The sequence below is a fragment of the Pseudarthrobacter oxydans genome, assembly GCF_013314975.1.
GTDB classification, from domain to species: domain Bacteria; phylum Actinomycetota; class Actinomycetes; order Actinomycetales; family Micrococcaceae; genus Arthrobacter; species Arthrobacter oxydans.
Map to the genome: position 1 here is coordinate 106,919 of NZ_JABTYH010000013.1, position 13,836 is coordinate 120,754.

Annotated in this window: 12 protein-coding genes, 1 tRNA gene and 1 pseudogene; 8 read left to right on the forward strand and 6 right to left on the reverse strand. The window is 66.0% G+C overall.

Annotated elements, in window-relative coordinates:
* Positions 1-9 precede the first annotated feature (9 nt).
* From dprA to HTS88_RS10885, 3 genes are all read left to right on the forward strand, one after another.
* Positions 10-1,200 carry a DNA-processing protein DprA gene (dprA, locus tag HTS88_RS10875; protein ID WP_246256184.1) on the forward strand — a complete coding sequence of 397 codons (1,191 nt, stop codon included), beginning with the start codon at positions 10-12 and terminating at the stop codon, positions 1,198-1,200.
* A gap of 108 nt (positions 1,201-1,308) precedes the next feature.
* Positions 1,309-2,235, forward strand: coding sequence for a tyrosine recombinase XerC (locus tag HTS88_RS10880; RefSeq protein ID WP_174178213.1), 927 nt, complete (start codon positions 1,309-1,311; stop codon positions 2,233-2,235).
* A gap of 242 nt (positions 2,236-2,477) precedes the next feature.
* A complete protein-coding gene (locus HTS88_RS10885; RefSeq protein WP_174178215.1) occupies positions 2,478-2,981 on the forward strand; it encodes a DUF3145 domain-containing protein in 504 nt (167 codons plus the stop codon).
* Between the two features lie 88 nt (positions 2,982-3,069).
* On the opposite strand, the gene HTS88_RS10890 is transcribed toward HTS88_RS10885, so the two are convergent.
* The 6 genes from HTS88_RS10890 to aceE form a co-directional block, all read right to left on the reverse strand.
* A complete protein-coding gene (locus tag HTS88_RS10890) occupies positions 3,070-4,305 on the reverse strand; it encodes a beta-ketoacyl-[acyl-carrier-protein] synthase family protein (RefSeq protein WP_174178217.1) in 1,236 nt (411 codons plus the stop codon).
* Positions 4,306-4,513: 208 nt separating this feature from the next.
* On the reverse strand, positions 4,514-4,759 hold the full coding sequence (locus tag HTS88_RS10895) for an acyl carrier protein (protein ID WP_009359314.1): 246 nt from the start codon (positions 4,757-4,759) through the stop codon (positions 4,514-4,516).
* Between the two features lie 79 nt (positions 4,760-4,838).
* Positions 4,839-5,900, reverse strand: a complete 1,062-nt coding sequence (locus HTS88_RS10900) for a beta-ketoacyl-ACP synthase III (RefSeq protein WP_174178219.1) — start codon at positions 5,898-5,900, stop codon at positions 4,839-4,841.
* Positions 5,897-6,826, reverse strand: coding sequence for an acyltransferase domain-containing protein (locus tag HTS88_RS10905; protein ID WP_174178221.1), 930 nt, complete (start codon positions 6,824-6,826; stop codon positions 5,897-5,899). The genes HTS88_RS10900 and HTS88_RS10905 overlap by 4 nt, the downstream gene beginning before the upstream one ends.
* A gap of 88 nt (positions 6,827-6,914) precedes the next feature.
* On the reverse strand, positions 6,915-8,159 hold the full coding sequence (locus tag HTS88_RS10910; RefSeq protein ID WP_174178223.1) for a PucR family transcriptional regulator: 1,245 nt from the start codon (positions 8,157-8,159) through the stop codon (positions 6,915-6,917).
* A 154-nt stretch (positions 8,160-8,313) separates the two neighbouring features.
* Complete coding sequence (aceE, locus tag HTS88_RS10915; RefSeq protein ID WP_174178225.1) at positions 8,314-11,055, reverse strand: pyruvate dehydrogenase (acetyl-transferring), homodimeric type; 2,742 nt, start codon at positions 11,053-11,055, stop codon at positions 8,314-8,316.
* A gap of 426 nt (positions 11,056-11,481) precedes the next feature.
* Here aceE and HTS88_RS10920 point away from each other — a divergent pair, with 426 nt between their 5' ends.
* The 5 genes and pseudogenes from HTS88_RS10920 to HTS88_RS10940 all read left to right on the forward strand — a co-directional run.
* Positions 11,482-11,901, forward strand: a complete 420-nt coding sequence (locus HTS88_RS10920; protein WP_174178227.1) for a DUF3052 domain-containing protein — start codon at positions 11,482-11,484, stop codon at positions 11,899-11,901.
* Positions 11,898-12,392, forward strand: coding sequence for a peroxiredoxin (locus tag HTS88_RS10925; protein WP_174178229.1), 495 nt, complete (start codon positions 11,898-11,900; stop codon positions 12,390-12,392). Before HTS88_RS10920 ends, HTS88_RS10925 begins: the two co-directional genes overlap by 4 nt.
* 6 nt (positions 12,393-12,398) lie before the next feature.
* Positions 12,399-13,319 (forward strand): NAD-dependent protein deacetylase, encoded by a 921-nt coding sequence (locus HTS88_RS10930; protein ID WP_174178231.1) that lies wholly within the window; start codon positions 12,399-12,401, stop codon positions 13,317-13,319.
* 111 nt (positions 13,320-13,430) lie between these two features.
* Positions 13,431-13,503 (forward strand) — tRNA-Val (locus tag HTS88_RS10935).
* A gap of 146 nt (positions 13,504-13,649) precedes the next feature.
* Positions 13,650-13,836 (forward strand): annotated as a pseudogene (locus HTS88_RS10940) (hypothetical protein); the annotation flags it as partial.

The following is a 13,836-nucleotide window of genomic DNA, read 5'->3' on the forward strand; positions in this document are numbered from 1 at the left end:
GAGGCAGCCATGGATTCGGGCATCGAGCGGCGTTCCCGAGCCGCACTCTCACGCCTCATGGAACCCCAGGACGCGGCCGGCCTTGCGCTGGTGCAGGCGGCCGGGGCAGTGGATGCCCTGCGGATCGCCACGGGGCAACTGTCGGCCGGCCCCGAGCTGGAGCGGGAGATCACCGCGCTGCTCTCGGACGGGGGCCCTGGCACCAGCTGGGCAGGGTTGGCCGCTTCCCTGAAACGCTGGCATCCCCGGATACCGGATCTGGCCCCCGAGCGGGACCTGGCAACCATGGCGCGGCTGGGCGGCCGGCTGATCATTCCGTCGGACGAATTGTGGCCGGTCCAGCTGGCTGACCTTGGAATCCAGGAGCCGATCTGCCTCTGGTGGCGGGGCCAGCAACAGCCGCTGCCCGGAGCAGCAACATCCATAGCCCTGGTTGGCTCGCGGGACAGCACCAGTTACGGCGCCTCCGTCACCGGCGATCTTGCCTACTCGCTGGCCCAGCGCGGCTTCACCGTGGTGTCGGGAGGGGCCTACGGGATCGACGCGCATGCCCACCGGGCCGCCCTCGCCGGAGCGTCCGGTGCGGTCCCCACCATTGCTGTGATGGCAGGGGGAGTGGACCGGTTCTATCCTTCGGGGAACGATGACCTCCTGCGGGCCGTATCCAACCAAGGCGCTGTCCTGGCCGAGGTTCCGCCGGGCTCCGCTCCCACCCGTTACCGGTTCCTGCAACGTAACCGCATCATTGCCGCCCTGTCCGCCGTGACCGTGGTGGTCGAGGCCAGGTGGCGGTCCGGGGCGCTCAACACCGCCCATCACGCCGAGACCCTTGGCCGGGCGGTCGGGGCTGTTCCGGGGTCGGTACACAGCGCCAACTCGGCCGGATGCCACCGGCTTCTGAGGGACGGCGGCGCTGTCTGCGTGACCGATGCTGCCGAGGTAGCCGAGCTGGCCGGGCCGAGCGGCTCCGCCCTCCCTGATCCCCGCCACGGGCAGGCCGCGGTGCAGGACGGGCTGACGCTGGAGGATCTGATCCTCCTGGACGCTCTTCCCCTCCGCTCCGTGACATCGGTGGAAAAACTCTCGGTGGTGGCCGGCCTGGCCCAGGAGTCGGTGCGGGCCGGGCTGGGCCGGCTGGGCCTGCTGGGCCTCGCCGTCCCGGAACGGGGAGGCTGGAAACGCGGCAAGGCAACAGGCTGACGCGAATTGCCCGGCAGGTACGGCCGCCCCGGACCTGAGGCGCAGGCGCCGGGCGGCGCGACGCGTGTCAGCCAATAATTTCCCCACCGCAGCTGAGAGAGTAGACGGGTGGATGATGAGGGATTGCCTGCGGAGCTCGGCGGGGCGCTTGACGCCTTCGCGCAGTACCTGTCCGCCGAGCGCGCAGTCTCCCCCCATACTCTCCGCGGATACCTGGGTGATGTCCGCAGCCTCCTGTCCCACGCTGCGTCCGAAGGCGCGGTCCGGCTCCAGGACCTGGAACTCGGAACCCTCCGGCGCTGGCTCGGTGCCCAGAGCCAGGAGGGCGCGGCGCGCAGCACCCTGGCCCGCCGGTCCGCCGCTGTCAGGGTTTTTACGGCCTGGGCCATGGCGGAGGAACGTATCACCACCGATCCCGCCCTCCGGCTCAAGGCCCCCAAGCGCGAACAGTCCCTGCCCGGGGTACTGCAGGCCGGACAGTTGACCCGGCTGCTGTCCACCCTTGAAGAGGCTGCGGCCGAGGGTGCCCCGCTCGCCCTGCGGAACCGCGCCATCGTGGAGCTGCTCTACGCCACGGGAGTCCGGGTGGGCGAACTGGCCGGGCTGGACGTTGATGACCTGGACCCGGACCGGCGGACTTTGCGCGTCATCGGCAAGGGCAACAAGGAGCGCACTGTTCCGTACGGTGTTCCGGCAGCCCTGGCAGTGGATGACTGGCTGCGGCGCGGCAGGCCACTCGTTGTCCGGGACAACAGCGGGCCGGCCCTCTTCCTGGGCGTCCGGGGCGGAAGGGTGGACCAGCGGCAGGTCCGCGCCATGGTCAACGACCTTTTCGCTGGGCTCGGCGACACCTCCGCGTCAGGCCCGCACGCGCTCCGGCATTCGGCGGCCACGCACCTGCTGGACGGCGGAGCCGATCTGCGCGCGGTGCAGGAAATCCTCGGGCACAGCAGCCTGGCCACCACCCAGATCTATACCCACGTCTCGGTCGACCGGCTTCGCAAGAGCTACCAGCAGGCGCACCCGAGGGCGTAAGTCCGCGTTACGGGAATCGCACTGGCGTAATTTGGTGCGGTACGGCACAATAAGAATCACGTCCGGCAACTTTCAAGTCCCGCTTGAAGCTAGCAGCTTCCTGCGTCACGGTAAGCCCGGACACAGCTTTATCTGATACATCTGAATACGCAGGCAGGAAACACAGCCGCAGTGCACGGCACGGCAGTTCCATCCAGGCAGAGGTCGTTGGGGAAGACGTACCTAGAGCTATGGAGGATGGAATGTCTGTTGCAATGACCCGCGGTGTGCTGTTCGTTCACTCGGCCCCTACGGCTCTGTGCCCCCACGTTGAGTGGGCCATCGGATCTGTCGTGGACAAGCGGACGGACCTTGAGTGGACCCCGCAGCCTGCCGCGCCCGGAATGTTCCGGGCCGAGTTGTCCTGGACCGGTGCCCCCGGCACGGGATCGCAGCTTGCGTCGTGCCTGCGGGGATGGGCGCATCTCCGCTATGAGGTCACCGAGGAGCCAAGCCAGGGTGTCGACGGCGGCCGCTGGTCCCACACCCCTGAGCTGGGCATATTCCACGCCGTCACCGACGTGCACGGCAACATCATGGTGTCCGAGGACAGGATCCGGTACGCCTACGAGTCGGGCGCCGGCGACCCCGCAGCCGTCTACCATGAGCTTTCCCTTGCCCTCGGGGAGGCCTGGGACGAGGAACTTGAGCCGTTCCGGCACGCGGCCGAAGGCGCCCCTGTCCGTTGGCTCCACCAGGTGGGCTGACCGCCGTCGACCTGATTTTTCCATAGCAAAGAGGAGGCCCCGCCGAATGGCGGGGCCTCCTCTTGTACGCGGTACAAGGTCCGGAACATCAGACGCTGCGGACCGCAATCACGGCGTTGTGGCCACCAAAGCCGAACGAGTTGCTCAGCGCCACGATGTTGCCTGCGGGCAGGTCGCGGGCCGAGGTGACGACGTCGAGCGGGATCTCCGGGTCCTGGTTTTCCAGGTTGATGGTGACCGGTGCCTTTCGGTCGTAGACAGCAAGCACAGTCAGGACGGCCTCAACGGCACCGGATGCGCCCAGGAGGTGGCCCATCTGGGACTTCGTCGCGGAGACGGCGACGTTGTCCACATGGTTTCCCAGTGCAGCGCGGAGGGCCGTGTATTCAGGTTTGTCTCCCACCGGCGTTGACGTGGCGTGCGCGTTGACGTGCACCACATCCTCCGGCTGGATCCTGCCATCGAACATTGCGGCCTTCAGTGCGCGGGTGGCACCCAGGCCTGCGGGGTCGGGGGCGGTGATGTGGTAGGCGTCGGCGGTGACGGATGTTCCCGCCAGTTCACCGTAGATGCGCGCCCCGCGAGCCAGGGCGTGCTCCTCAGCTTCGAGGACCAGGGCTCCGGCGCCTTCACCCATAACAAAGCCGTCGCGGCCCGTGTCGTAGGGGCGGGAAGCGCGTTCCGGCTCGTCGTTCCGGCGGGAGAGGGCCTGCATGGAGGCGAAGGCTGCGAGGGGCATCGGGTGGATGGCGGCTTCGGCGCCGCCGCACATGACCACGTCGGCCTTGCCTGAGCGGATCAGGTCGAGCCCGAGGTGCAGGGCTTCGGTGCCGGACGCGCAGGCGGAAACAGGGGTGTGGGCGCCGGCGCGGGCGCCGAGGTCCAGGCTGACGGCTGCGGCAACGCCGTTGGGCATCAGCATGGGAACGGTCATGGGGAGGACCCGGCGGGGGCCTTTTTCCTTGAGGGTGTCCCAGGCATCAAGGAGCGTCCAGACGCCGCCAATACCCGTGGCGAAGGCGACTGCCAGCCTGTCCTTGTCAAAGTCGGTGATGCCGGAGTCAGCCCAGGCTTCACGGGCTGCGATGACGCCGAACTGGGTGGACGGGTCCATCCGCTTGGCCTCGACGCGGCTGAGCACGTCCAGGGCCGGGGTGCTGCAACGCGCGGCGAAGTGGACGGGAAGCTCGTACTTGGCTACCCAGTCGTCCTCCAGGGTGCGGGCACCGGAGACCCCCTTGAGCGCGTTGTTCCACATCGTGGGTACATCGCCGCCGATGGGCGTGGTGGCACCCAGACCGGTAATGACTACTTTGCGTGTCATGGGATCACTCTTTCGTCGGTGGGGAATCCGTCTGCCGGAGGTCCCGCGTATTGATGATCGGCACACTGCTTCAAGCAACAACGCTGCCGGGGACAACGCCCGTAGGGGGACTGCCGCGTGGTGCAGGTACCGGAAAATGCGGCGGGCTGCCGGTCCGGTCGTCCGGACCGGCAGCCCTGCCATGCCGATTGAACGGCGGAAGCCTTGGCTAGGCCTGTGCTCCGGCGATGAAGCTGACGGCGTCGCCGACGGTCTTGAGGTTCTTGACCTCTTCGTCCGGGATGCGCACGCCGAACTTCTCTTCGGCGTTGACCACAATGGTCATCATGGAGATGGAGTCGATGTCCAGGTCCTCGGTGAAGGACTTGTCCAGCTCCACGGCCTCGGGGGCCAGGCCGGTTTCTTCGTTGACGATTTCAGCCAAGCCGGCCAGGATCTCTTCGTTGCTAGCCATTGATGGCTCCTTTTCTTGTATTGCCGGCAGGGGCTGCCGGAAATGGTTCAGGACGCGGTTGCGGCCTGTTGGGGCGTTCCTAAGGAAGGACAACTACCTGTGCGCCGAAGACGAGCCCGGCCCCGAATCCGATCTGGAGGGCCAGTCCGCCGCTCAGTTCCGGCTTTTCGGCCAGCAGGCGGTGGGTGGCCAGCGGAATGGACGCTGCAGAGGTGTTCCCTGCATCGGCGATGTCCCGTGCCACTGTAACCGTCTCGGGCAGCTTCAGCTTCTTCACCATCTCGTCGATGATGCGCATGTTGGCCTGGTGGGGGATGAAGGCCACCAGGTCGTCGGCCTGTACACCGGCTGCGTCCATGGCCTGCTGGGCCACCTTTGCCATCTCCCACACGGCCCAGCGGAAGACGGTCTGGCCGTCCTGGCGGAGGGTGGGGTACAGTTCCTGGGCTTCCTCGAGCAGGGCAAGGTCCCCTGTCGAGTCCGACTGGCGGGCAGCCATGCCAAGGTCGCGGACATCCAGCATGGAACGGGTCATGCCGATGGCGTCCCACTTGCTGCCGTCCGACCCCCAGACCGACGGTGCGATTCCGGGAGTTTCGGAGGGTCCAATGACGACGGCGCCGGCACCGTCCCCGAGCAGGAAGGAGATGGTTCGTTCACGGTTGTCGATGACGTCCGACAACTTTTCAGCGCCCACCACCAGGACGTATTTCGCGGCGCCTGAACGGACCAGTGCGTCCCCCTGGGCGATGCCGTAGCAGTAGCCGGCGCAGGCTGCGGAGATGTCAAAGGCGGGTGCCGGGGTGGCGCCCAGGCGGTCCGCCAGGGCGGCCGCGGCAGACGGCGTGGCGTAGGGATGGGTCACGGTGGAGACGATGACGGCGCCCAGGTCCGAGGCCTGGATTCCAGCCTTCTCCATCGCCTCGCGGGCAGCGCCCTCGGCCATGTCGATGACGCTGACCCCGGCCGGGGCCCGGTGGCGGGTCACGATGCCGGTGCGCTGGCGGATCCATTCGTCGGAGGAATCGATCCACTGGCACACGTCTTCGTTGGTGACGATGACGTCCGGCCGGAAGGCGCCCAGGCCGAGGATCCGGGTGTGCTCCTGAATCGGGGCCTGTTTCAGTGTGGGAACGCTCATGCGTTGCCCTCCAGTTCTGCGAAAAGCGCCAGGGCGGCGGAAAGGTCGTCCGGGGTTTTGACCGCGACGGTTTTGACGCCGGGCATGCCCCGCTTGGCGAGCCCGGCAAGAGTGCCGGCAGGAGCAAGTTCAATGACGCCGGTGACGCCCCGCGCAACCATCGTCTCCATGCACCGGTCCCAGCGGACGGGACGTGACACCTGGGCGATGAGCCTCCCGACGGCGGCGTGGCCGTCAGTGACTTCACCGCCGTCGTAGTTGGACAGCAGCGGCACCTTCGGCGCCTGCGGCTTCAGCTGGGGTTCAAGCGCCTTAAGGGCACTGACTGCGGGAGCCATGTGGCTGGTGTGGAAGGCGCCGGCAACCTTCAGGGGGATGACCCGGGCCTTTGCCGGCGGGTTGTCGGCCAGGGCCTTCAGCTGGTCAAAGGTTCCTGCGGCAACGGTCTGTCCCGCGCCGTTGACGTTGGCTGGAGTGGCGCCCGAGGCCGTGATGGCTGCCAGGACGTCGGCGGGGTCGCCGCCCACCACTGCGCTCATGCCGGTGGGGGTGACGGCAGCAGCTGCAGCCATGCTGTTGGCCCGCTCGCGGACGAACGTCATGGCCTCCTGCTCGGTGAGTACGCCTGCGAGGGCGGAGGCGGTGATTTCACCAACGGAGTGGCCTGCCAGGATGACCGGAAGTGAGCTGAGCTCAACATCGAACAGGGAAGCGGCCGCAACAAGTCCGGCGGCCACGATCAGGGGCTGCGCTACGGCGGTGTCCTTGATGGTTTCTTCGTCCGAGGTGGTCCCGTGGGCGATCAGGTCAATGCCTGCGATGTCGCTGAGGGCGGCCAGCTGGCCTGCCACCGAGGGCAGTTCCAGCCAAGGGGCCAGAAAACCCGGGGTCTGTGAGCCCTGTCCAGGGCAGACTATTGCAAGCACGTATCCAGCTTTCCAAATTACTGTGTGATCCAGCGGTGTTTGTCCGCACCAAGCTCACGGGGTCAGGTTGTAGGAAGTCTACAACGCGTCAGGGCTGATTCCGGGACGGCTGGCGTTCGGCCGCAGCTTTCGGTGGCGCCGAAAGACGCCCCACGACGAGTGCGGCCTGCAGCACGAAAGCCTCCCTCGGCAGGAGTGGATCCCACCCCGTGACGTCGCAGACGCGCTTCAAACGGTACCGCACGGTGTTCGCGTGAACGAAGAGTTCCCGCGCTGTCGCCTCCAGTGAATGCCCCAGCTCCAGGTAGGTGCCGAGGGTTTCGACGAGCCCGTTGGATGCCGCCAGGAGGGGGCGGTAGATGTTCTTGACCAGGGACCGGCGGGCGGCGTCGTCCCCGGAGATGACCCGTTCAGGCAGCAAATCGTCGGCAGCCACGGGCCGGGGGGCGGAGGGCCACGCCCTGGCCGCGGTCAGGCCGGCAAATGCCGATTGGGCGGAACCGCTGGCCTCCAGCAGTGAACCGGCCTCGGGGCCGTACACCACAGGGCCGGGAGCAAACATCTCGCTGAGCTTCACATATGCGGTTTCCCTGTCCTGCACGCCGCCCAGGATGAGGATGAGCCGGTCGCCCTGGATGCCCACCAGCGCATCCTCCGCGTACCGGCCGGCCATGCGGCGCAGTTCGCTGACGTAGCTGGCACTGGGCTCCGAGGGGGAGTTGCCCACCATGACCGTGAAGCGCTCCTGGGCCTTCCAGCCAAGCGCCGCGATCCTGGAACGCAAAGCGTCCGTGTTCTCGCCGCGCAGGATGGCGTCCACAATCAGGGCCTCAAGCCGGGTATCCCAGGACCCCCGGGATTCCGCGGCACGCGCGTAGACGTCGGCCGCAGCAAAGGCAACCTCCCGCGAGTAGCGCAGCACGGCTTCACGGAGGGACGGCTGGTCGGCCTCCGGTGCAATGACCGGTACCTGGTCCTCCACCACCTCCACCACGATCCGGATCAGCTGCAGGGCTTTCTGCAGGCTGATGGAGCGGGTCAGTTCGGTGGGTGCTGTTCCAAAGACGTCCGTCAGGATCCATGACGGAGAGCTGGGCCGCTCGTACCATGTGACAAAAGCCGCTATGCCGTTCTGTGCCACCATGCCCAGCGCCGAGCGCTCGTCCGAGCTGAGGCGGCTGTACCAGGGCAGCGACTTTTCCAGCTCGCGCATGGTGGTGGTGGACAGCTGGCCCACGTTTGCCCGCAGTTTCTTAAGGGTCTCCGACTTCTCCGGAGTAACCCCCGGAGTGGACGGTTTGCGCTTGGCGGACGGGGTGGCAGGTGCTGGCATTCTTTGAGCATACGGGCAGCGTCCCGCAACCTCCATTTGTGCAAAGGCTACAATCCACATTGCCCTGCGTCACATGGCCCCTGGGCCTTAACGGACGACGGCGGCCCCCGCCTTGTGGAGGGGGCCGCCGTCGCGTCTTTACTTAGGAGACAGGCTAGGCTTCGCCGCCGGCGTTGCCCGTGGTGCCCGCATTGACGTTGTGAAGCCTGTACTTCTCAATCGCCTTGATCGGGGCCTGCGCATCCACCTCGCCGCGGCGGGCGAGCATCTCCAGTGAACGCACCACGATGGAGTGGGTGTCGTTCTTGAAGAAGCGGCGTGCTGCGGCGCGGGTGTCGGAGAAGCCGAAGCCGTCGGCACCGAGGGTGGCGAATTCGTTGGGGACGAATTGCCGGATCTGGTCGGGGACGGCCTTCATGTAGTCGGACACGGCGACGACGGGTCCGGTGGCCCCTTCGAGCTGCTGGGTGACGAAGGGGACGCGGGCGGGTTCGCCGGGGTTGAGGAAGGCTTCCTCCTCGGCGGCGAGTCCGTCGCGGCGCAGTTCGTTCCAGGAGGTCACGGACCAGACGTCGGCGGAGACTGACCAGTCTTCGGCGAGGATCCGCTGGGCTTCGAGGGCCCAGGGGACGGAGACGCCGGAGGCGAGGATCTGGGTCCGGGGACCGTCGATCTTTGCCGGGGCGAGCAGGTAGATGCCCTTGATCACGCCCTCGACGTCCAGTTCCTCGGGTTCGGCGGGCTGGGTGATCGGCTCGTTGTACACCGTGAGGTAGTACATCAGGTTCCGGTCTTCCGAGTCCGGCCCGTACATGCGTTCGAGGCCGTCGCGGATGATGTGGCCCATTTCGTAGCCGTAGGCGGGGTCGTAGGTGACCACGGCGGGGTTGGTGGAGGCGAGCAGGGGGGAGTGGCCGTCGGCGTGCTGGAGTCCTTCGCCGGTGAGGGTGGTCCGTCCTGCGGTGGCGCCGATGATGAAGCCGCGGGTCATTTGGTCTGCTGCGGCCCAGAAGGCGTCGCCGGTGCGCTGGAAGCCGAACATGGAGTAGAACACGTAGACCGGGACCAGGGGCACGCCGTGGGTGGCGTAGGCGGTGCCGGCGGCGGTGAAGGCTGCCACGGCGCCGGCTTCGTTGATGCCGGGGTGGATCAGCTGGCCCTGGGCGGATTCCTTGTACGCCAGGACCAGGTCGCGGTCCACGGAGAGGTAGTTCTGGCCCTTGGGGTTGTAGATCTTCGCGGTGGGGAAGAACGCGTCCATGCCGAACGTGCGTGCCTCGTCCGGGATGATCGGGGCGATGTGCTTGCCGAAGTTCTTGTCCCGCATCAGGTCCTTGAGCAGGCGCACGAAGGCCATGGTGGTGGCGGCCTGCTGTTTGCCCGAGCCGCGTTTGGCGACTTCGTAGGACTTGGCCTCGGGCAGGGTGATCTCGGCGTGCTTGGACCGGCGTTCGGGAACGGACCCGCCCAGGGCCGCGCGGCGCTCCATCATGTACTTGATTTCCGGGGCGTCCGTGCCGGGGTGGTAGTACGGCGGCTGGTACAGGTCTTTTTCGAGCTGTTCGTCCGTGACGGGGATCCGCAGGTGGTCGCGGAACTTCTTCAGGTCATCCAGGGTGAGTTTCTTCATCTGGTGGGTCGCGTTGCGGCCCTCGAAGTGCGGTCCGAGGCCGTAGCCTTTGACGGTTTTGGCGAGGATGACGGTGGGTTTGCCCTTGAATTCGGTGGCGGCCTTGTACGCGGCGTAGACCTTGCGGTAGTCGTGGCCGCCGCGTTTGAGGTTCCAGATCTGGTCATCGGTGAGGTCCGCGACGAGGTCTTTGGTGGCCGGGTCCTTGCCGAAGAAGTGTTCGCGGACGAACCCGCCGGATTCTGCCTTGTAGGTCTGGTAGTCGCCGTCGGGGGTTTCGTTCATGATCTTCACCAGGGACCCGTCGGTGTCCTTGGTGAGCAGGTCATCCCATTCCCGGCCCCAGACGACCTTGATGACGTTCCAGCCCGCGCCTCGGAAGAACGCTTCGAGTTCCTGCATGATCTTGCCGTTGCCGCGCACGGGCCCGTCCAGGCGCTGGAGGTTGCAGTTGATCACGAAGTTCAGGTTGTCCAGGTTCTCGTTCGCGGCGAGCTGGAGCAGGCCGCGGGACTCGGGCTCGTCCATTTCACCGTCGCCCAGGAACGCCCAGACCTGCTGGTCGGAGGTGTCTTTCAGTCCGCGGTTGTGCAGGTACCGGTTGGACTGGGCCTGGTAGATCGCGTTCATCGGCCCGATGCCCATGGACACGGTGGGGAACTCCCAGAACTCGGGCATCAGGCGCGGGTGCGGGTAGGAGGACAGGGCGTGGCCTTCCTTGGACTTTTCCTGCCGGAACCCGTCCAGGTCCTCCTCCGAGAGCCGGCCTTCCATGAACGCCCGGGCGTACATGCCGGGGGAGGCGTGGCCCTGGAAGAAGACCTGGTCGCCGCCGCCGGGGTGGTCCTTGCCGCGGAAGAAGTGGTTGAAGCCGACCTCGTACAGGGTCGCGGCCCCGGCATAGGTGGAGATATGCCCGCCCACGCCGATGTTCGCCCGCTGCGCCCGGTGCACCATCACCGCGGCGTTCCACCGCATGTACGCCCGGTACCGGCGCTCGTATTCCTCGTTGCCCGGGAACGGTGCTTCCTGGTCCACCGGGATCGTGTTCACGTAATCGGTGGTGGTCACCATCGGCACCCCGACGCTCTGCGCGCCGGCACGCTGCAGCAGGCTCCGCATGATGAATTGGGCACGCTCCGTGCCCTGTTCCCTGATCAACGAATCCAGGGACTCAACCCACTCGGCAGTCTCTTCCGGATCACGATCAGGCAGCTGGTTAGTCAACCCGCTGAGGATATGGGAGGTATCTTCTCCTGCAGCCACGTCCAACCTCTCTTTGCGCGCATTGATGGCGCACTCAGGCCGGGCAGGGTGACCGCCCGGCGTACATACGCCGTGTGCGACGTATCGGTTACAACAGCCCGGTCATGTGTGCCGGGCAGGGTCCTAGCATTCCTACGTCTGCATTGGAGTTACAGGGTTGTTGCCCCGCAGGCATAGTTGTCACCTGCCACTCTAACTCTGTCCCCAACGCGATGCGTAGCCGCGGGTTGGGCGGCCCGGTTGTATTTCGCCGTCATACTGGTTGTGTGACGAAAAGCCGCTGCGCTGCGAGTTGGCGGAACCTGGTGTGACGCAGAATATGCCACATCACGGGGGCGGCAGCTTGAAGCTCAGGCACAAAGGGTGTTGGCTGGGAGTAATGGAAATCACTATGCGCACCGCGCATAAAAGGCATTGGAGGTACACGTGAGCGAGGCCGACGCCGCCACTTCGGTAAATGTGGCGGAAAAATTGGGTTTCAAGAATGGGGATCTGATTCAGGAGTTCGGTTACGACGACGACGTCGATTTCGACTTGCGTGACGATATTGAGGACCTGACGGGTTCCGAGCTGCTGGACGAGGACGACCATGAAGTGGCGGACGCCGTCGTTTTGTGGTGGCGCGACGGCGACGGGGACCTCGTGGACAGCCTCATGGATTCGCTGACCACGCTAAGCGAAAACGGCGTCGTCTGGGTCCTGACGCCCAAGTCCGGAAGGACCGGATACGTCTCCCCGGCGGATATCCAGGAAGCGGCGCCGACCGCCGGACTGCACGTGACGACGTCGGCAGGCGTATCCAAGGACTGGAGCGCAACGCGGCTGGTGAGCAGGAAAAACAAGTGACGGCAGCGCTTGCCGCTGCCTCCGTTGCCGTCCCCGCCGTTGGCGCTCCTGCACCCGACTTTGAACTGGTCAACCAGTACGGCGAGCCGGTCAGGTTGTCCGCCTTCCGCGGCCAGAACGTGGTGCTGGTGTTCTACCCTTTCGCCTTCTCCGGCATCTGCACCGGCGAGCTCTGCGAAATCAGGGACAACCTGGCCCTGTTCGAAGACGGGAACGCAGTTGTCCTGGCGGTCTCCGTTGACAGCAAGTTCACCCTGCGGGCTTACGCCGAGCAGGAGGGGTATACCTTCGATTTGCTGGCGGACTTCTGGCCCCACGGTGCCGCAGCAAGCCTCTACGGTGTCTTCGACCCTGACAGTGGAATGGCGCTGCGGGGCACGTTCATCATCGATGCCGGGGGCACCATCCGCTACACCGTGGTGAACCCGCGCGGACAGGCCCGGGACCTCGGCGAATACCGCAAAGCGCTGGCCGGGCTGGATAAGGCCTGACAGGTTATGGCTGAGCAGCGGCATGGTGTGGGCCTCACGGGCTTTGCCAGCATGCCGCCCGTTCCTCCCGCCCTGCCTTCTTCCGATGAGCTTGAGGTCCTGGTCCGCATCAGGGACCTGCTGGCAGGGCGCCGGTTCGCCCTCCTAACCGGTGCCGGCCTCAGCACCGACTCGGGCATTCCCGACTATCGTGGGCCGGGATCGCCGCCGCGGACACCAATGACCTATCAGGAGTTCGTGAAGGCGGCTGCGAACCGCCAGCGTTACTGGGCGAGAAACCATATCGGATGGTCGCACCTCCGCCACGCTGATCCCAACCAGGGCCACCGTGCCGCTGCCGAACTGGAACGCCGTGGACACCTGACGGGCCTCATCACGCAGAACGTCGACCGGCTCCACCAGGACGCCGGCAGCGTCAATGTAGTGGACCTCCATGGCCGGTATGACCAGATAGTTTGCCTGGATTGCCGCCGGACCTACTCCCGCCGCCTGCTGGCAGGAATGCTGGAGGAACTGAACCCCGGCTTCATTGACCGGGCGAAGGAATCAGGCCTGGTGGAAATGGCGCCGGATGCCGATTCAACTGTTGAGGACCAGGCACTGATCAGCAGCTTCGTTGTTGCTGTGTGTCCCGCCTGCGGAGGAACGCTGAAACCGGACTTCGTGTACTTCGGGGAGAACGTGCCCAAGGACAGGGTTGAAACGTCCTACCGGATGGTTGACGACGCGGCGGCACTGGTGGTCGCGGGTTCCTCCCTCACGGTGATGAGCGGCCTCAGGTTTGTCAGGCACGCGGCGAAGGACGGCAAGCCGGTGGTCATCATCAACCGTGGGGCCACGCGCGGGGACGACAAGGCCACCGTCAAGCTGGAAGCCGGCGTCAGCGAATCGTTGACCTGGCTCGCCGCTGAGCTTCCGCCGGTCTAGCCGGGCGGCGGAACGGGCAGGGCGCGTGTACCGATTCGCAATTTAGGCCTGTCGTCGGGTAGAGTCTATGTTCGTTGGTCAGAGCGCAGCAGCGCCTGGTCCGGCAATAATGGGTCTTTAGCTCAGCTGGTAGAGCGCCACGTTTACACCGTGGATGTCATCGGTTCGATCCCGGTAGGACCCACCGCAAACCCCGTAGTTTCCGCCTTCTGGCGGAAACCGCGGGGTTTTTTGTTGCCCCTTTACTGCTGCCCCCTTTTTACTGCACAGTTTGCCCGCCTGGTGTCCCGGCCCGGCGTGAATGTCGGCCCCCTGCCATAGCTTGCAGGCATGGAACACGTGATTCTGAGGACAGGCACCGACGGCAGGCCGACGGCGGTGCTCAGCAGTGGCAGGGAATGGGCCGTGGGTGCCGAACCGGTGAGGTGGTTCGAACGGGTCAACTGGTGGGAGACGCGCCGCCGGATGCCCACGGGGCTCAGCAGGGTGGACGTCGAGGTCCTCCAGCTCCAGGTCC

What these genes read in the sequence shown, in the direction of transcription:
- HTS88_RS10890 (WP_174178217.1), bottom strand. Translation starts at nt 4,305, where the DNA reads ATGACACGCAAAGTAGTCATTACCGGTCTGGGTGCCACCACGCCCATC.
- HTS88_RS10930 (WP_174178231.1), top strand. Translation starts at nt 12,399, where the DNA reads ATGGCTGAGCAGCGGCATGGTGTGGGCCTCACGGGCTTTGCCAGCATG.
- HTS88_RS10885 (WP_174178215.1), top strand. Translation starts at nt 2,478, where the DNA reads ATGTCTGTTGCAATGACCCGCGGTGTGCTGTTCGTTCACTCGGCCCCT.
- HTS88_RS10900 (WP_174178219.1), bottom strand. Translation starts at nt 5,900, where the DNA reads ATGAGCGTTCCCACACTGAAACAGGCCCCGATTCAGGAGCACACCCGG.
- HTS88_RS10910 (WP_174178223.1), bottom strand. Translation starts at nt 8,159, where the DNA reads ATGCCAGCACCTGCCACCCCGTCCGCCAAGCGCAAACCGTCCACTCCG.
- dprA (WP_246256184.1), top strand. Translation starts at nt 10, where the DNA reads ATGGATTCGGGCATCGAGCGGCGTTCCCGAGCCGCACTCTCACGCCTC.
- HTS88_RS10895 (WP_009359314.1), bottom strand. Translation starts at nt 4,759, where the DNA reads ATGGCTAGCAACGAAGAGATCCTGGCCGGCTTGGCTGAAATCGTCAAC.